The 18,076-nt window shown below is 43.0% G+C and carries 17 protein-coding genes; 16 read left to right on the forward strand and 1 reads right to left on the reverse strand.

The genetic code is table 11. The annotated features are described in order from the left end of the window. Positions 1–11 precede the first annotated feature (11 nt). From TOL2_RS20995 to TOL2_RS21055, 13 genes are all read left to right on the forward strand, one after another. Complete coding sequence (locus TOL2_RS20995) at positions 12–1,292, forward strand: double-cubane-cluster-containing anaerobic reductase (protein WP_014959287.1); 1,281 nt, start codon at positions 12–14, stop codon at positions 1,290–1,292. 18 nt (positions 1,293–1,310) lie between these two features. Continuing rightward, positions 1,311–2,066, forward strand: a complete 756-nt coding sequence (locus tag TOL2_RS21000; protein WP_014959288.1) for an acyl-CoA dehydratase activase — start codon at positions 1,311–1,313, stop codon at positions 2,064–2,066. A gap of 556 nt (positions 2,067–2,622) precedes the next feature. Continuing rightward, positions 2,623–3,390: an acyl-CoA dehydratase activase gene (locus TOL2_RS21005; protein ID WP_014959289.1), complete on the forward strand. Its 768-nt coding sequence runs from the start codon at positions 2,623–2,625 to the stop codon at positions 3,388–3,390. Positions 3,391–3,407: 17 nt separating this feature from the next. Continuing rightward, on the forward strand, positions 3,408–4,577 hold the full coding sequence (locus TOL2_RS21010) for a double-cubane-cluster-containing anaerobic reductase (RefSeq protein WP_014959290.1): 1,170 nt from the start codon (positions 3,408–3,410) through the stop codon (positions 4,575–4,577). Further along, entirely contained in the window at positions 4,564–5,343 is a 780-nt protein-coding gene (locus tag TOL2_RS21015; protein WP_041279661.1) for an ABC transporter ATP-binding protein, read from the forward strand. The genes TOL2_RS21010 and TOL2_RS21015 overlap by 14 nt, the downstream gene beginning before the upstream one ends. Next, positions 5,340–6,113 (forward strand): ABC transporter permease, encoded by a 774-nt coding sequence (locus TOL2_RS21020; protein WP_014959292.1) that lies wholly within the window; start codon positions 5,340–5,342, stop codon positions 6,111–6,113. Before TOL2_RS21015 ends, TOL2_RS21020 begins: the two co-directional genes overlap by 4 nt. Positions 6,114–6,163: 50 nt before the next feature. Beyond that, positions 6,164–8,275 (forward strand): TonB-dependent receptor, CU motif-type, encoded by a 2,112-nt coding sequence (locus TOL2_RS21025; RefSeq protein ID WP_014959293.1) that lies wholly within the window; start codon positions 6,164–6,166, stop codon positions 8,273–8,275. An 18-nt stretch (positions 8,276–8,293) separates the two neighbouring features. After that, entirely contained in the window at positions 8,294–8,881 is a 588-nt protein-coding gene (locus tag TOL2_RS21030) for an ABC transporter substrate-binding protein (RefSeq protein WP_014959294.1), read from the forward strand. 15 nt (positions 8,882–8,896) lie between these two features. Beyond that, positions 8,897–9,271, forward strand: coding sequence for an ABC transporter substrate-binding protein (locus tag TOL2_RS21035; RefSeq protein ID WP_041279662.1), 375 nt, complete (start codon positions 8,897–8,899; stop codon positions 9,269–9,271). Between the two features lie 11 nt (positions 9,272–9,282). After that, positions 9,283–11,088, forward strand: a complete 1,806-nt coding sequence (locus tag TOL2_RS21040; RefSeq protein ID WP_014959296.1) for a hypothetical protein — start codon at positions 9,283–9,285, stop codon at positions 11,086–11,088. A gap of 16 nt (positions 11,089–11,104) precedes the next feature. Further along, positions 11,105–11,716 (forward strand): MotA/TolQ/ExbB proton channel family protein, encoded by a 612-nt coding sequence (locus TOL2_RS21045; protein WP_014959297.1) that lies wholly within the window; start codon positions 11,105–11,107, stop codon positions 11,714–11,716. Between the two features lies 1 nt (position 11,717). After that, positions 11,718–12,125, forward strand: coding sequence for an ExbD/TolR family protein (locus tag TOL2_RS21050; protein ID WP_014959298.1), 408 nt, complete (start codon positions 11,718–11,720; stop codon positions 12,123–12,125). Between the two features lie 3 nt (positions 12,126–12,128). Beyond that, a complete protein-coding gene (locus tag TOL2_RS21055) occupies positions 12,129–12,821 on the forward strand; it encodes an energy transducer TonB (RefSeq protein ID WP_014959299.1) in 693 nt (230 codons plus the stop codon). A 136-nt stretch (positions 12,822–12,957) separates the two neighbouring features. On the opposite strand, the gene TOL2_RS21060 is transcribed toward TOL2_RS21055, so the two are convergent. Then, positions 12,958–14,478 carry a DUF1846 domain-containing protein gene (locus TOL2_RS21060; protein ID WP_014959300.1) on the reverse strand — a complete coding sequence of 507 codons (1,521 nt, stop codon included), beginning with the start codon at positions 14,476–14,478 and terminating at the stop codon, positions 12,958–12,960. Positions 14,479–14,776: 298 nt separating this feature from the next. On the opposite strand from TOL2_RS21060, the gene TOL2_RS21065 reads away from it, so the two are divergent. The 3 genes from TOL2_RS21065 (at position 14,777) to TOL2_RS21075 (ending at position 18,065) form a co-directional block, all read left to right on the forward strand. Then, positions 14,777–15,889 (forward strand): two-component system sensor histidine kinase NtrB, encoded by a 1,113-nt coding sequence (locus tag TOL2_RS21065; RefSeq protein WP_158406154.1) that lies wholly within the window; start codon positions 14,777–14,779, stop codon positions 15,887–15,889. An 81-nt stretch (positions 15,890–15,970) separates the two neighbouring features. Next, positions 15,971–17,311 (forward strand): sigma-54-dependent transcriptional regulator, encoded by a 1,341-nt coding sequence (locus TOL2_RS21070; RefSeq protein WP_014959302.1) that lies wholly within the window; start codon positions 15,971–15,973, stop codon positions 17,309–17,311. 232 nt (positions 17,312–17,543) lie between these two features. Beyond that, the gene (locus TOL2_RS21075; protein WP_014959303.1) at positions 17,544–18,065 is read left to right on the forward strand and encodes a heavy-metal-associated domain-containing protein; all 522 of its coding nucleotides are present in this window, start codon (positions 17,544–17,546) and stop codon (positions 18,063–18,065) included. Positions 18,066–18,076 lie beyond the last annotated feature (11 nt).

The raw sequence follows: 18,076 nt of genomic DNA on the forward strand, positions 1-18,076 counted from the left end.
GGAAAACTGTTATGAGCAACGAATATATTTCCATGTGGAAGGATTTGGGATTGAATCTTGAATCTCATGATGCTTTGTTGAGCGTTTTGGGAAATGCCTATACAGACATTTATCTGGCCCAGAAAGACCGCCCCGAAGGAATGGGATACTTTGATTTTGTGATGAGTGAGGTGCATGGCCTCAGGATCAAGGAACTGCTGGATGAAAAAAAACAGGGCCGTAAAATCATTGGCTCCTATTGTGTATTTGTTCCCGAAGAAATCGTTCTGGCAGCCAATGCAACCCTTGTGGGGCTGTGTTCAGGTGCGGATTTTGCCATGGAAGAAGTTGAAAAATATTTGCCGAGAAACACCTGCGCCCTGATCAAATCCGCATTCGGGTTCAAGCTGGGACAGGTATGCCCCTACCTTGAGGGGGCGGACATGGTTGTGGGCGAAAACACCTGTGACGGAAAGAAAAAAGCCTATGAAACCTTGGGAAGCCTTATTGACAACCTGTATGTGATGGATCTGCCCCAGATGAAATCAGTCAATGGACGCGAACTTCTGAGATCTGAATATGATCGATTTAAGACAGCCGTTGAAAAGCTTACAGGGGTCGCCATTACCTTTGACTCTTTAAAAACCGCCATTCAAACCGTTAACGCAAAACGATCTGCTCTTCACCGTCTGTATACCTTGAGAAACAATGATCCTGCACCCATTTCAGGACTGGACGCCCTTCTGGCAAACCAGGTTTCCTTTTATGATAATCCGGTCAGATTCACGCAGTCTCTTCATAAAATCTGCGATGAACTGGAAACAAGGATAGAAGAAAAAAAGGGTGTCATGCAGGAAAAGACGCCCCGTATACTATTGTCAGGCTGCCCCATGGCCGTTCCCAATTGGAAACTGCCATGGATTGTTGAAACATCGGGCGCAGTGATTGTGGGAGAAGAATCATGCGTGGGAGAGCGGGGAACAAGAAACCTGACAGATGATTCCGGTGACACAATTGACGCCCTCATGGATGCCGTTACCGACAGGTATTTCCAGGTGGACTGCGCGATCTTTACACCCAATTCGGACCGGCTGGAAAATATTATGCAAATGGCCCAGGCCTATAATGCCGATGGGGTTATCCATTACGGACTCCAATTTTGTCAGCCATATCTGATGGAATCCATACCCGTGGAAAAAATGCTGGAAGACAAAGATATTCCATGCCTGCGCATTGAAACCGATTATGGAATGGAAGATGCCGGACAACTCAAAACACGGGTGGAAGCATTTATTGAGCTGCTTAAAGGATAAACAAAAGGAAATGGATGAATGAAATGTGCAGGAATTGATATCGGTTCGCGTACCATTGAACTGGTTGTCGTGGAAAATGGCCGGATACTTGAAACCCGGAAAACAGATACCGGGTTTGATCCGATCACTCAAGCAAAAAAAATCCTTGACGGGGTTTGTTACGACGACATCATGGCTACCGGATACGGACGAGGCCTGTTTGAAACCGTTTTTGACCATGTAAAAACCGTTACGGAAATCAAGGCACATGCAAGGGGAGTGCAGGCCTTTTTTGATACGGCAACAACCATCCTGGATATCGGCGGCCAGGACAGCAAGGCGATTGCCCTCAACAAAAAAGGACGTGTGAAAAAGTTTGAAATGAATGACCGCTGTGCCGCAGGAACCGGCAAGTTTCTGGAAATCATGGCCACAAATCTCGGGTTTGAGATCGACCGGTTTGGCCCGGCAGCGCTTTGTGCTGAAAATGCCATGAGCATCAACAGCATGTGTACGGTGTTTGCAGAATCAGAAGTCACATCACTTATTGCAAAGGGAGCAGACAGACAAGAAATTGCCCGGGGCCTTCATCTGAGCGTCGTTAAAAGGGCCTCGGCAATGATCGCCAGAGTTTCTTCCCAAGGGCCGATTGTTTTTTCAGGTGGTGTGGCGCAAAATCCATGCATACGCGAATTGATATCTGAAAATCTTGACAGGCAAGTTGTCGTCCCGGACAATCCCCAGATGATGGGGGCTTTGGGAGCAGCGCTTATACTTGAAAAGGAAAACTTCTGAATTACCTTTCAATTGTTTGGCATGAGGCGGTATACCTTCTGGTTAAATGCATTTAGCCGTTTTACGAACATCAATGCGAACTAGCCTGATTGTTCAGATCAGATATCGGTATTGAGTTTTTACACAACTAATGGCGTTGGCCTTGAATTTAAGCGTAAGTGCATAGAATAATCATATAGCACAATTTTTACTGCTGTCCAATTTTTCTATTATAGTTATAATCTCTTTACAATACCTTCACCAACTCAATTTTTGATCAAATACCAATCTATATAATGTGTTTAATTCAATCAGGACAAGCAATATATAGCATGGTATTGATTTATTCAAAAACCAGTTTGAAAATTTGGTAAAGGTATTATCTTTAATATTCAAATATTTATTCAAAAAAAGCAGAATAAAACTACGATACCTGGGTTGCTATAGGATATTTCTATAGCTTTACCATGATATTATCAATATTATAATTTTGACTTCTATATCACTACCTTGTAATCAACACCTGGCATTGCCAATTGTTTATAATTATTATGACTGATTTTGCTAAAGGAGTAAAATGTTTATCGGAATTGATATCGGTTCAAGAACAGCCAAAGGAATTGTGTTTGATGGAAAATCAATTGTCGGCAGCTCTGTTTGCGACACTGGTATTCGTCCCAAGGATTCAGGTGAAAAAATACTCGGGCAACTCCTGAAAACAACCGGATCAAAAGAATCAGACATTAAGAAAATTGTCGGGACCGGTTATGGCAGGGTTTCTCTGACCATTGCAGATAAAACAATAACCGAGCTTTCCTGCCATGCAAAGGGCGCTCATTTTATCTGTCCTTCCGCACGCACAGTTATTGATATCGGCGGACAGGACAGCAAGGTGATCCATGTCAATGAAACCGGCGGTATGAAAGATTTTTCCATGAATGACAAATGTGCTGCAGGTACGGGCCGTTTTTTTGAAATTGCAGCAAGGGCTCTTGAAATGGATCTGGATTCATTTTGCAATATTGGTCCGGCAGTGGCGAAGTCCTGTCAAATTAATAATATGTGCGCGGTATTTGCAGAAACAGAGATCATCTCATTGCTGGCAAAGGAAATCCCTGTGGAAGAAATTGCTTCAGGAATCAACCAGGCCTTTGCAAAACGAATTGCAGGTCTGGCCAAAAGGTTGGGTGTCTCCAATGATGTTTTGTTTGTAGGGGGTGTTGCAAAAAATGAAGCTTTGAAAAAAGCGGTTTCCCATGCCCTTGATATTGAATTTTATCCGTTCACAACAGATCCCCAGCTGATGGGGGCTTTGGGCGCAGCTATTTTTGCCAGTCAACTTTAAAAAAAGGAATCAAACCAATGGAATTAAGCGTAACACAAACCATACAGGATCTGAGAACAGACCTGGCCATGGAACTTGAGATGGCAAAAGATGAAGGCAAAAAAGTTGTTGGCTGCCTATGTTCTTATACCCCCATCGAACTTATACTGGCTGCCGGTGCAATTCCGGTGGGACTGTGCGGTTCCACCCAGACTCCCATCCTTGCTGCAGAAGAAGTCCTTTCCCCTGACCAGTGTCCAAAGGTGAAAGCAACCTATGGCAGGGCAATTTCCGGAACCTGCCCTCTTTTTCCCCTGGCAGACTGCATTATATCGGAAACCACCTGTGACGGCAGGAAAAAAATGTATGAGCTTCTGGCCAGGGAAGTGCCGCTTCTGGTAATGGATCTGCCTCAAAAACCGGATGAACAAGAAGCATTGACCCACTGGATCGCTGAAGTTGACAAGGCAAAATCATTTCTTGAACATCAGCTGGATGTTGTTATTACATCAGAGAATTTGAGAGATGCCATCCAACGGGGTAATCGTAGAAGACATAGCCTTACCAGGCTGTTCATGGCAATGGGATCAACGCCGCCGCCGGTCACAGGCGTTGAGTTTATGGAAATCATGTCCAAGATCGGCCATTATGTGGATTATGACAAACATATCAACTTGTTGAGCCAGCTTTTACAAACACTTGAAAAAACAGTGACAGATAAAATATCACAAGTTTCAACCAAGCGCCATAGAATTCTCTGGACAGGACTTGGCAACAGCCTGGGCTGCAGCAAGGTGCTTGAACTGGTGGAAGAAAGCGGTGGTGTGGTGGTTTGTCAGGAAGGGTGCGGTGGCATTACACGGACCGAAGATTTAATTGATGAAACAAAAGATCCCCTCCACGCGATTGCCGAACGGTATTTGCGGGTGACCTGTGCCTGTATGACCCCAAACGCTCAACGATTTAAAGATCTAAAAAGACTGATTCAAGAATTTAAAATCGATGGGGTGATTGATCTGGCCTGGCAATTTTGCCAGCCCTTTGAAATCGAATCTTACAGAGTGGGCGAGCTTGTCAAAAAAGAAATGGGACTGCCTTTTTTACATATTGTTACCGATTTTTCCCAATCTGATGTCGAACAACTCAGGGTTCGTATTGAGGGGTTTATTGAGCAGATCAGCGAGAATAAAAAATATGCCCGTCATTAAAGCAAAACATCTCAGAAAGATCTTTAATGAAAACCAAACCAATTCCCAGGTTGTTGCAATTGATGATTTCAGCCTTGATATAAAAAAGAATGAATTCGTTGCCATTGTAGGACCCAGCGGCTGCGGCAAATCAACCTTTTTACTAATGGTTGCAGGGCTTGAGAAAGCAACATCCGGGACCCTGCTGCTCCATGACAAGCCTGTGGGAAAACCGGAAGCCAGCCGGGCTATAGTTTTTCAGGAATATCTGCTGTTTCCCTGGAAAACGGTCAAGTCAAACATTGAATTCGGTCCTTCCTTACAGAAGATACCTAAAAAAGACCTTGAGAAAATAGGTCGTCATTATATTGATATGGTTGGTTTAAACGGGTTTGAAAATCGATATCCCCATGAGCTTTCCGGGGGAATGAAGCAGCGTGTGGCCATCGCCCGCGCTCTTGCCAATGAACCTGACATACTTTTAATGGACGAACCTTTCGGCGCACTTGATTCGCTGACACGGGAAAGCCTTCAAATGGAACTTTTAACTATCTGGCAGCAAACCACATGTACAGTTCTTTTTGTTACCCACAGCATCACCGAAGCCGTCTATCTGGCGGACAGAGTGGTGGTCATGAGCAAACGGCCTGGAAGAATAAAAGATATCATTCCAATTAATCTGGAACGCCCGCGTTACAGGGAAATGTACGTTTCTAACGAATTCAGGGAATATGAAAACATGCTGAAAGAAATTGTTTGGAAAGAAGTTGGAGACACGGTTTTATGAAACACATAAATATCAAGAAACTCATCTCCCCTATTATCCTTCTTCTCTTATGGGAATTGATTGCCAGAATCGGGTGGATACCGAACTGGTTTTTACCGGTGCCGTCAACGGTTTTACAGGTGCTGTGGGAAATGATTTTATCCGGTGAGGTTCCAAAACATACCGGCATCAGTCTTTTAAGGGGTTTTACCGGGTATGGGTTTGCCGCAGTATTTGGTATTGGTCTGGGGCTGTTGATTGCCTGGTCAAAAATTATTGAAAATATTTTTGACCCGCTCATTGAGTTGATTCGCCCCCTTTCAACATTTGCATTAATCCCGATTTTTTTTCTCTGGTTCGGCATCGGCAATACCTCAAAAATAATAATTATTTTCAAAGCCTGTTTTTTCCCCATCGTGATCAACACAATATCGGGTATTAAAGGTGTGGACAGCAAACTGATTCAGGCTGCCCGCTCCCTTGGAGCTACGGAACGGCAATTGTGGACAAAGGTATTCATTCCTTCGGCTCTTCCCATGATTATCACGGGCATGAGAATATCCACGGCTATTTCAATCATGGCCCTGGTGGGTGTAGAAATGCTGGCCGGTGATTCAGGTATAGGATTTTTGGTGATTGATGCCCAACGTACTTTTGACACTGAGCGCGTTTTTGCCGGCATTATCGTTTTATCAATTCTTGGGTTTTCTCTGGATCGAATTGCAAGGATGATCCAGTATAGAATCCTTTCCTGGCATACACAGACGTCTTTGGAGGGAGGACGGACATGACCGGGTTACAAAAAACTATTTTAAACATAAAAAACATAAAAGGAAAACAGATGATAAAGATTGTTAGATTGATTTTCCCGTTGCTGCTGATGGTATGCCTTTTATGGCCACCGATAGCCGGCTCAGAACCGATGAATCCAGACAAAGAAAATTGTCCGGATTGCCAAAAGACCGAGCCCATTAACATAGGCGATGTGCTTGTCACCGCATTTCACGGTGGTGCCGTTACAATTACGCCCACGAAAACAGTTATAGACATCGAAAAATTTAACAAAAGCGGAACTGTGGACCGTGTGGAAGATATTTTGATGCATTTGACAGGTATTGATGTATTGCGAGGGACGGCAGGCGCTGATCCACAGCAGATGATTATGATGCGTGGATTTGATGACAGCCGATTTACCATTGCCATTGACGGCAGAACAATTACTGCTCCAACGGCAGGCGCTGACACCTATGTTGACTGGTCAAGCCTGACCACAGGTGATATGAAAAAAATTGAAATCATCCGAGGTGCAGCATCAGTCCAATATGAAAATTCCCAGGGCGGTATCATCAATATCATTACACAAAAGGGAAAGAAACAATCCACCCTTGTTCCCCAACTGACAGTCTCTTCTGAATATGCCAGGTACAATACATGGGTACACCGGACGACAGCAGACGGCGGTATTGGCGATTTAACCTATTTTTTAAACTATGGATACAAGGAGTCGGACGGCTATTTAAGAAACAATGATTATAACGGGAACGATTATTCAGCCAGGTTTGCTTATACCTTTGCATCTGATGGCATCCTGACGCTTTCCGCAAAAGGATCGGACCTTACTATGGGATATACAGTGGCCAATGATCCTGACGGCATATATGCCGACTATGACCCTTCCTACCCGGTTGTACCTGAAGATGCAGATACCCTCCGACGTTACAGGGACATGTCCTTTGCCGGAGGGGATAATTACAAAGATAAAGAATCTCTGCATAAAGACATCAGCTTTGAACAACCATTTGGTAAAAACACCTTAAAAGTCCAATTATATGAAACAACAGGCGAGGAAAGCAGTTATTATTACACCCTTGTCAAAAACAACGCATATGACCCGACCATAGACCCACCTGAAAATCAATATAAACTGACCCAAAAATCTTCCGTTGGTGATAGCCGCAAGGAGAGACATATCGGCGGAAGACTCCAGTATCATATGGAACTGTGGGATAACCACTCCCTGGTCATGGGGTATGACCAGAGACGGATGGAGGTTGAATCCAATAAGGATATCTGGCGGATGCAGGCAGGTTACCTTGAAGACAACTGGCAAATCACTTCTAAACTATCTGCGCTTCTCGGTATGCGGTATGCCCATATTCGTGAGAATACCTATCCCTATGCAGATCCCGGTACAATTGAAAAATACAGCCACAAACTGAAAACACAGCTTTGGTTACCCAAATCCACACTTACCTATCAGTTTACAAAGGACACCTCAGCCTTTATTTCTGTCAACAAGGACTACCACGTCCCTGGCTGTTGAGATCGGTCTGCTTGGGCCAGTTTTGGCTCTGATGAAAAAGGAAATGAAATTGAAACAGAAACCAGTATGCACTACGACACAGGGCTTTTCCATAAATTAAACGAGAAGATCGATACCCGGTTGTCAATATATTACATCGCCATCGACAATTATATTGTAGCAAATTCAGGTGATTCCCACCATGCATCAAGCAGTTACGGCTACAATGTCGATAAAATTGCTTTTTACGGTTTTGAAGCGGAATTCAACGCGGCACTGTCTAAAAAGGTGACACTTTTCGGTAACTACACTTTTAGACAAATCAATTATGACCAGGAAGATATCCTGGCAGATGCCATCCTGCTGGAACTATCTCCAGAGCATAAAGCCAATCTGAGTATCCGCTACAAAATGTTTGAGAACACGCGTTTGACATCGGATATCAGGTATGTCGGGGAGCGTAAAACTGAAGGCAATGTGTACAACCTGGATGATTTTATCACGGTGGATGTGGGAATTGAACAAACCCTGTTCAAAAAAATTGCCCTGCGCGCCTATATTAGTAACCTTTTTGGAGAAGAGTACCAGGAAGTATATGGCTATCCATTGCCTGAGCAGACCTTTGGTATTCGTGTAAAAGTTACATTTTAACAATACACAGGAGTAAAAATGAAGTTGTTCTTCAGATCAAGTGTAGCCACATTCGTTCTGTTATTCATATTTTTACCGTCCCAGTTGCTTGCGGATTCGCAAGCAACTGAAAAAAGGCCGACGGTCAAATTAACCTATTGGAAAAGCATTGACGACCTTCCCTTGTATGTGGCCAAGGAAAAAGGCTATTTTGAAGAATCCGGTGTCAATGTAGAACTTCTGCACATTAAAGGAGAACAAAATGCGCTTGCCGCAGCATTGAGAGGAGATGTGAATGGCGGATATATTTCGCTTGCTTCACTGATCAAGCTGGCTGAAAAAAAAGTACCGATAAAAGTGGTAATATGGATGGGACATGCCCATAAAGGAACCAAATGCGGTATACACGTAGGTACACAGACAACGTATCAGCAATTGACTGACCTTAAAGGTATCCGCCTGGCAACCGGTGGCAGCATCAACACAAAGACCATGCTGACCCATGCTCTTTACAAGGGAAATCTAGGATTAAAAGATATCCGAACATTATGGGGAGGCACACCGGATAATCCCATGCAATATGAAGCAGCTCTCAGGTCAGGCGGTGTTGACGCATTTATTGTTTGAGACCCCCTTGCAGCCATGCTGGAATTGCATGGAGCAAGTAGGATATTAGCTTCTTTTCATGATATTGTACCCAATTGGATTTTTGCAGGCTTGTATTTTTCAGACACCTTTTTAAAAAAGAATAAAGAAAGTGTAAAAAAAGTGCTGCAGGCTATTGAAAAAGCATTTGTCTTTATCAAAGAAAATGAAATTCAGGCAAGAGAGTATCTGCCAAAATATACCGGAATCAAAAGGGATATCTGCATGATAGCGGCATTAAGGGAATATGGTGCAGCAAAAGAACCCATAGAACGCATCAACTTTCAACGAAACTTGATGATTAAATACGGGTATATTAAAACCAATACCCCAATAGAACACATGATCGATTATCAATATTTATCTCAATAGGGGATGATCTTATGAAAAAGTATCTGTTTCTAATGCTGCTGGGTTTATTGTTTTCCAGCCCAGCCTCCTGCTTTGCAGGTGATGCTACCTCCCTTTTTTCAGATGGGTTCAAAAGAATCCCCAAACAAAGCACTTCCAAATTACTTTTTATACAACTATGTATGATTATTATATGTGTTTTTTTTGCTGTACCTCTGCGGGCAGAACAGAGGATCGAAAAAGATCTGGATGAAGACGGAATAGTGGATCAGGTGCTTATCTATAATGATAAGGGTACCATTATAAAGGTAGAGACAGATCAGGATCAGGATGGTTTTGCCGAACGACTTCTAATTTATACCGACGGCAACTTGGCCCGCATTGAACGGGATACGGACAAGAATCAAAAAATGGACAGCCTGGATTATATTGAAAATAACCGGCGACTGCGGCAAGAAAGGTTCGATCCTGAAGGCCGTTTGTTTCAAGTAGTCATATTTGACGAGGATGAACGTATTTTAAAAATGAAAAAAGACACCACCGGAAACCAGCAGTTTGATACACACTATCAGTTTTCAAACGGCAATCTGGTATCATCCACCAGAGATACGGACAACAATAAACAGATCAATGTCTGGACAAACTATAAGAATCAGCTGCCTGTTCAGCAACAAGAAGATAAAAATGAAGACGGGATTATGGACCGGATATTGACCTTTGATGACCAGGGTCAGATACAAAAGATGCTAAAAGATCCCTTTGCAAAAGGTCAGTTCCGGACCATTGATTTTTTTGAAAATGGTCGGATCAAGACCCGGCATAAGGATAAGAACCAAGACTTAAAGATTGATGAGATTACCCTATTTGACAACGACAACCCCATTGAACAGCAAAAAGACAGAAATTTTGACGGCACCTGGGATTATTTTGCTGATTTTGATGCAAAAGGGGAACTGCTTAAAACCAGAGAAGACACCTCTGGCAATGGAAAAGTAGACCGGATACGATTTTTCAGGGCATCAGAGCCCTATAAGGTACAGACAGATACAAATGGGGATGGTTTTTTTGAAACCGTATCATTGTTGAAAAATCAAAAAATTGTAAAAAATATGATTGATAAAAATCAGGATGGGAAGACCGATGTAACAGTCTTTTTCAATAAAGATGAGGAAAAAGAAAAACTGATCAGTGATACAAATCTGGATGGTAAAAAAGATTTATGGCAGTTTTATGCCAATAATAATTTAAGCCGCCTTCTAAAAGATGAGAATCATGATGACCGGGTAGACCTGAAAGTAACCTATAAAAATGGAATCAAAGCCATATTGGAAAAGGATTCGGACTACGACAGTGTTTTTGAAATAACACAAGTTTACACAGATCCTGCCTGGACACTTATCGTTTCACACGATTTCAATGCAGATGGGAAAATGGATATTCAATCCTTTTATACTGGCAAGGTCTTGCGAAAAAAGCAAATGGATGAAGACCTGGACGGCCTTTTCGATATTGTGGAATATTATTCACAACAGGCCGCCCTTGAAAAAATAGAAGAAAAAAAAGAAGGCAAACCATGGATGATCTGGTTTTATGGTGCAAATGAAGAGTTGATTCGCGGTGAAGAAGATAAAAACCAGGATGGCAAAAGTGATGTCTGGTATCTGTATGACAAGGGGGCACTTGTTGAGGTGCAAGAAGATACCAACCATGATAGTAAGGCCGATTTGTGGGAATACTATGATGAAACACAGACTGTGGTCAAACGCCGGAAGGATCTGGATTTTGACGGCATGTCTGATTTTACGGATCAAATAAATCACGCTGAAACAGACAGCTGAAGAACTGGAGGAAGAGATGCTCGATTTTTTATCAAAAGGTGGAATGCTGGTTATACCAATCATATTTTGTTCTGTCATTGTCCTGGCAATTTTTTTTGAACGGATCATTCGATATGCAGTCAATCGCAATCGGGGGAAAAACATTGAACATCAGGTGACTCAATTGATGAAACTGGGAGATACAGACCAAGCGCTGGCCGTCTCAAAAAAAAGCCGGTCGCCCATGGGCCGGGTGTTGGAAAAAGCCATTGATGCAAGAGATATGGAAAGCGACGTACTGGAATCGGTTATTGCAAATGCCACAGAAAATGAGGTCAGGGGACTGTCTTCATATCTTCAAGCCCTGGCAACCATTGGTAATATAGCACCGCTGCTCGGGCTTTTGGGTACGATTATCGGCATGATAAAGGCTTTTATGGTCATCCAGCAGATGGGGGGCAAGGTCAATGCCGCCGTGCTGGCCGGAGGGATATGGGAAGCCATGCTTACCACTGCGTTAGGATTAGCCGTGGCACTGCCCACCATGGTGGCGCATTCATATTTAATTGCCAAGGTGGACATGTATGAAGCACGGCTTCAAAACGGTTCCATCCTTTTTTTAAAAGCAATTTCAAAAAAGGTGGCGTAAGATGCCGGTGTTTAAAAAAAAAAGAGACCGATACCAGATTCAGCCGCCCATGACCTCATTGATTGATATCGTGTTTTTATTGCTCATCTATTTTATGTTGACCACCAATTTTATTGTGGAAGAGGGTATTAATATCAAACTTCCCAATGCCAAAGCCTCTGCCCCCCAAGTAAAACAGGAAATCACCATTTATATAGATAAAAGAGGAACCATCTACATGATGGAAAAAGAAATTCCTTTAGATATGCTCTATGCACAGATCAAAGAGATGATTGGCGGGGCGACAGATCGCCTGGTTGTGGTAAAAGCTGACAAGACAATTGTCTTAAATAAAGCGGTCCGGGTAATGGATATCGCAAAAGCGGCCGGTGCATCCCGGCTGTGCCTGGCTACTGAAAAAGGATTATAAATCGTGACAGCACAAGAACAAAATACATCCAATTGGCTGCTGCGCGGATTTATATGTTTGTCAATGGTGATCCATTTTTTTATTTTTCTCCACATGGCAGGTATTTATAAAAACAATGCCATGTCATATATTGAATTCACCATGCACGAGTTTTCCAAACCCAATATTCGACATATTCCAACCCCGCGGATGCGACAGAAAAATCCGGATATTTCCAAAGTTCAACAAATTAAAACCAGAAAATTGATCATCCCCCAATTTAAAATGGAAAAGGTCCAAACTCACCAGATGGACAATAGTTATGAAAAAATAAGCATGCCGGGCTTTACAGACACGATAAAAATCAGTGATATGACTATTAACAGCATTGCAGATATCAATGCCTTTCACGAACCGGTTAAATTCACCACTGCAAAAGAATATTTTGAGATGCTGAACCTGCGTATAAACAGTGCAAAAGAATATCCGGAATATGCGAAATCCCGCCATTTAGAAGGCCGTGTTACAGTGGAATTTGTGTTGCAAAAGGACGGGGTACTGAACAATATTAAAGTTGCAAAAAGTTCCCGCCACGAGCGCCTGGATAATGCCGCCATTGAGGCTGTAAAGCGTGCATCACCCTTTCCCAGACCCCCTTCATTTTTATTCAAGACACCAATAACTCTTCAGGTTAATATTATGTTTGAAATGGCATAAAACTAAGATGCATTGATAATTATTGAAAAATAAAACAGAGTAAAAATGAACTATTGTTTCAGATTGAGCTTTGAAGCAATCATTTGAACAGGTCCGGCTTCTTGCCCCGGAAATCCGGGACAAGTGTATCGACAGCCTATAGGGTATAAAGGTTTTTTGATGCAAAGACCGGGTCTGTTGTAAGATTCACCCCAAGGCGTCTGAGTCCCTCTTCATCGCCCCTGGAGGGCATATGGGTCATATGCATTTCACAGCCCCGGAACGATTTGAGCCCTTCCATGGCCAGTTGGACGGCATGGTTGCCGGTGGCGCTGATGGCAAGGGCAATCAGGGTTTCCTGGAGATCCAGGCTAAGGCTTTTTTCGCCCAGAACCTCGGTTTTCATCCGGGTCACGGAATCACAGATATTTGCCGGCATAATATTGATCTTGTTGGGAATACCGGCCAGATGCTTGATGGCCCGGACAATGGCGCTGGATGCGGCATGCATGCGGGGAGAGTTGCTGCCCGTGATAATTGTTTTATCTTTGAGTTCAATTGCAGCACCAAAGAAAACCCCGTTTATTCCCAGGCGGGGATCATTTTGGGCTTCTTGTGCTGCCTGACGGGCAGGAAGAACTACAGCCCGGTCTTCTTGTGTCAGATCAAACTCCTTCATCAGCAGTTCCGAGCGCTGGACAGTCTCCTTGTCCGTAAGGCCCAGGATGTATTCGCAACGATATCTCAAGTATCGTCTTATCAGCTCCTGTTTGGCTGCCATCCTTGCCCCTTTGTCATCGGTAATGGCAAATCCCACCCGGTTGACCCCCATGTCCGTGGGTGAGAGGTAACACGATTCATTTCCGGTGATTTTTTCAAGAATCCGCTTTAAAACAGGAAAAATATCCACATCCCGGTTGTAGTTCACTGATTTGGTGTTATAGGCTTCCAGGTGAAACGGGTCGATCATGTTGATATCCCCCAGATCTGCAGTGGCTGCTTCATAAGCCGCGTTCACCGGATGCTTTAAGGGAATGTTCCATACGGGGAAGGTTTCAAACTTGGCATAACCCGACTGGATACCGTGGCGGTGGTCATGGTAGAGCTGGGAAAGGCAGGTTGCCATCTTGCCGCTTCCCGGTCCGGGTCCGGTAACGACCACCAATGGCTTTTCAGTCTTGATGTAATCGTTTGCCCCGTATCCCTCTTTGCTGACAATTAGTCCCACATCAGTGGGATACCCTTTGGTGTAGTAATGGGTGTAAACATTGATGTTGCGCCGTTCCAGTTTGTTTTTAAAAATTATTGCCGCAGGCTGGTTTTCAAAACGGGTTATGATGACCCCCCTGACACTGATTTCCCAGCTTTTCAGGTCATCAATGATTTTCAAAATATCTGTCTCGTATGTGATACCAAAGTCTGCCCGGATTTTCTTGCGCTCAATGTCACCGGCATATATGCAGATGAGTACCTCTGCCTGATCCCTGAGTTCATGGAGAAGACGAATTTTTATATTGGGGTCATACCCCGGCAGAACCCGTTCCGCATGATAGTCAAAGAGAAGTTTTCCCCCGAATTCAAGATAGAGTTTATTGTTAAAGCGATTAATGCGTTTCGTGATTTCAGCAGCCTGTTCCTTTAGGTAGCGTTCATTGTCAAAAATTTTCTTTTCCTGCATATTCTTCCCCTGATCAAAAAAAATCAGCATCCTTTTAAATTTTTAAGCGATTATTCCAGGTTGCTGTGTCATAATAGATGCAAAAAACTTCACACATACGCCATTTACCACAACTTGCTCTCTGTGACAAATACTGCTTTATATGCGGACTGTAAAAAAATATGAGTTTGCTCTTGTAAATTCCATTGTTTCTTACGATACTTCCAGGCATGAAAAACAACATATATAATATTGACCATGCTTTGAAATTTAACGGTTTGACTGTTTTGAGTTGCCTGTATTTGCCATGAAACCCAATGTGAAAATTATTTTATTTTTTCTGCTGACGGCTTTTGTTGCAGTGCTTGGAATTCTTCACACCCTTACACCGGGGCACATGATTTTTTTTCATGATACCTACCGGCGGCTGAGCTATTTTCCCATTACCATTGGTGCTATACTTTTTGGAATCCGGGGAGGTATTGTTCTGGCTGTCCTGTCCTGCATGGCATTTGTCCCTCATCTTTACATGTTCTGGGCAAGGGGACCGCAAGCTTATTACAGCGAATTATCGGAAATTGTCTTTTACCTTGCTGCCGGGGGGGTGGTCGGGCTTATTTCAAGCCGGGAAAACAAATTAAGAGAAAAATATAAAACGCTTTCGGAAAAACTGGCTGGATCATATAAACGCCTTCATGAACAGGCATTCCAGCTTGTGAAAGCCGAACAGCAATTGGGTCAAAGCCAAAAACTTTCCATGCTTGGGCATGTATCGGCATCCCTTGCCCATGAAATCAAAAATCCCCTGGCATCCATCAAAGGGGCAGCTGAAATCCTGGCAGATGAAGTCCCCCAAGGCCATCCCAAACATGAATTTATCGAAATCATGCGCCTGGAAATTGCAAGGCTTAATAATTCAGTGGAAGATGTCCTGACATATTGCCGGGGCAGTCAACATCAAGACAGAGGCAAAAAACAAACCGTTGAAAAGATTGTCAACCGTGTGGTTGCGTTGCTTGAAGCAAAAATCAAGGAAAAATTCATAGGCGTTGATATCCGTCCGAAACCCAGCATTCGTCCATTTTTGACAAACGAAGCTGCCATGATTCAAGTGTTGATGAACATTATTATTAATGCAATTGATGCTGTTGAAAAAAACGGCAGAATCCTCGTTGACATTGGCGACTATGAACAAGGTTGCCTCATAAAAATTTGCGACGACGGCCCAGGCATAGATGAAGCCATGGTTACCAAAGTGTTTGAGTCCTTTGTCTCCTTCAAGGAAGGCGGGACAGGCCTTGGACTTTCCATTTCAAAACGGATAGTTGAAAGCCTGGGTGGAAAAATCAGTGTTGAAAAATCAGAACTTGGCGGTGCAGGGTTTTTAATATTTTTACCTGAAAAAACATTTTTAAATAACGGCCATGGCTGATTGACCTGCCACAACAAAAAAATGAAAGATATCTGATTCCAAGAGGTTAGAAATTCTTTCACATAAATGAAAGTATAAAACATGTCTGATCTAATATTATTGATTGATGATGATCAAAGCTTGAGAAGGGTTACCGAATACAATCTGGGCGCAAAAGGGTTTATAGTCGTGACTGCTGCATCAGGCAAAGAGGGACTTGAATCATTTGAGACAAACACACCTGATCTTGTGGTGACAGATGTTAAATTAGGGGACATGAGCGGGCTTGATATTCTTGCAACCATAAAAGAAAAAGCCCCTGATATACCCGTGATTATCATGACGGCATTCGGGTCCATTGAGATGGCTGTCCAGGCAATGCACAAAGGCGCGTTTAATTTTATCACCAAACCCTTTGAGCGGGAAACCCTGATTCAATCTTGCAAAAAGGCATTAGAGCTTAGCAAATTACAGTCCCGAACAAAACTTTTGTCTAATGAAATAAACCGGCTGACCGGCACACAAGGCATTGTGTCTGCAAGTTCCGTCATGAAAGAATTGTTGGAAACCGCGTCCAGGGCTGCAAACAGTGAAGCAACAATTTTGATATCCGGAGAGTCGGGCACAGGCAAAGAGGTGCTGGCAAGGCTGATACACCAGAACAGCCCCAAAAGAAACGGTCCCATGGTTGCTGTCAATTGCGCGGCCATTCCTGCCGGACTGATAGAAAGCGAGTTGTTCGGCCATGTAAAAGGGTCTTTTACCGGAGCCATAAAAGACAGAAAAGGACATTTTCAAACAGCTGCCGGCGGAACCCTTTTTCTGGATGAAATCGGCGAACTGACAACGGATATACAGGTCAAGCTGTTGCGGGCAATCCAGGAAAAAGAGGTGCAGGCCGTGGGATCGGAACGGGTGAAGCGTGTTGATATCAGAATTATTGCCGCCACCAATCTTGATCTTAAACAACAAATTACCCAAGGCAAATTCAGGGAAGATTTATATTACAGGTTGAGCGTCATTCCGCTGTTTATTCCGCCATTAAGGGAGCGAACCGAAGACATTCCAGCCCTGGTAAAACATTTTTTAAAAAAATTTGATGCCCCACGGGATGTTGGGTTCTCTTCACAGGCCCTGGCAATATTAAAAACCTATCACTGGCCAGGAAACATAAGGGAAATGCAAAATATTATTGAAAGATGTATTATCTTACGCAAACAAAGCGTGATTGAGCCTGAAGACCTTCAATTGCTCGTTAACAAACCCTCATCTTCAGCACTTACACCGGTTATTCCTGATGAAGGAATTGCACTTGAGGATATTGAAAAAAGCTATATTTTAAAAGCCCTTGAAAAGGCAAACCAGAACCGTTCAAAAGCTGCCAGATTGTTAAAAATACCTCGACACGTTCTGTTATACCGGCTGGAAAAATATGGCTTGTAAACTTGTAGAGTATTCTACACCTCTTTGTTGAATACTCTTTAACTTCCTTTCTTTTTAATCAACTCTTTCTTTTTATTCAACTCTTTCTTTTTTCACAATCAAATATTTATCTTGTATTTTAAAGCTATTAGAAGCGAATTCACTCAAACGCAACCTATTGGCACAACTTTTGAAATATCAAGTTAAAAATATCAACGCAAGCAGTGTCAAAAAATCAAAACAGGAGAATACTGTGAAAAAAACAAAGCATATCATTTTGAGTTCTATTGGACTCATAGGCTTGTTGCTGCTGATAACGGCAGTAGCGGTTATGGCTGAAAAACCAGAAACCCGAACCCTCAGCCGGGCGGTTTTAAAAATAGACAGTTTATCCTGCGGAGGATGCTTTTCCACGATCAGTTCAGGATTTGCACCCCTCAAAGGATATTCAGGCATGGGAACCAATTTATTCAGAAAATTGATTGCAATTGATTTTGCCGAACCATTAACAATTGAAAAAATATCCAGCAAACTTGCTCAAGTCGGATATCCTGGAAAACTCAAATATGTTGATAATATTTCACAAAAAGAATCCTTTGCATATATTGACGCAAAAAAAAACAGGGGTTCATCAAATAGTGGCAGTTGCTGCAGCAGTGGTGCAATCCCCGACAGCCGCAGCATTGACCCTGGATCATCCGGCCTGGCAGAACCAACATCGGGCGGGTCATGCTGCACCCTGCCGGATGTTTCTCAATCGACAAAAGCACTTTAATTTTTATAAGG

This window comes from Desulfobacula toluolica Tol2 (genome assembly GCF_000307105.1).
In the GTDB taxonomy this organism is placed as follows: Bacteria; Desulfobacterota; Desulfobacteria; order Desulfobacterales; family Desulfobacteraceae; genus Desulfobacula; species Desulfobacula toluolica.

Coding starts and splice junctions, on each gene's coding strand:
- TOL2_RS21035 (WP_041279662.1), top strand. CDS start 8,897: ATGCTGGAATTGCATGGAGCAAGTAGGATATTAGCTTCTTTTCATGAT.
- TOL2_RS21070 (WP_014959302.1), top strand. CDS start 15,971: ATGTCTGATCTAATATTATTGATTGATGATGATCAAAGCTTGAGAAGG.
- TOL2_RS21030 (WP_014959294.1), top strand. CDS start 8,294: ATGAAGTTGTTCTTCAGATCAAGTGTAGCCACATTCGTTCTGTTATTC.
- TOL2_RS21010 (WP_014959290.1), top strand. CDS start 3,408: ATGGAATTAAGCGTAACACAAACCATACAGGATCTGAGAACAGACCTG.
- TOL2_RS21020 (WP_014959292.1), top strand. CDS start 5,340: ATGAAACACATAAATATCAAGAAACTCATCTCCCCTATTATCCTTCTT.
- TOL2_RS21060 (WP_014959300.1), bottom strand. CDS start 14,478: ATGCAGGAAAAGAAAATTTTTGACAATGAACGCTACCTAAAGGAACAG.
- TOL2_RS20995 (WP_014959287.1), top strand. CDS start 12: ATGAGCAACGAATATATTTCCATGTGGAAGGATTTGGGATTGAATCTT.
- TOL2_RS21005 (WP_014959289.1), top strand. CDS start 2,623: ATGTTTATCGGAATTGATATCGGTTCAAGAACAGCCAAAGGAATTGTG.
- TOL2_RS21000 (WP_014959288.1), top strand. CDS start 1,311: ATGAAATGTGCAGGAATTGATATCGGTTCGCGTACCATTGAACTGGTT.
- TOL2_RS21050 (WP_014959298.1), top strand. CDS start 11,718: ATGCCGGTGTTTAAAAAAAAAAGAGACCGATACCAGATTCAGCCGCCC.
- TOL2_RS21045 (WP_014959297.1), top strand. CDS start 11,105: ATGCTCGATTTTTTATCAAAAGGTGGAATGCTGGTTATACCAATCATA.
- TOL2_RS21015 (WP_041279661.1), top strand. CDS start 4,564: ATGCCCGTCATTAAAGCAAAACATCTCAGAAAGATCTTTAATGAAAAC.
- TOL2_RS21040 (WP_014959296.1), top strand. CDS start 9,283: ATGAAAAAGTATCTGTTTCTAATGCTGCTGGGTTTATTGTTTTCCAGC.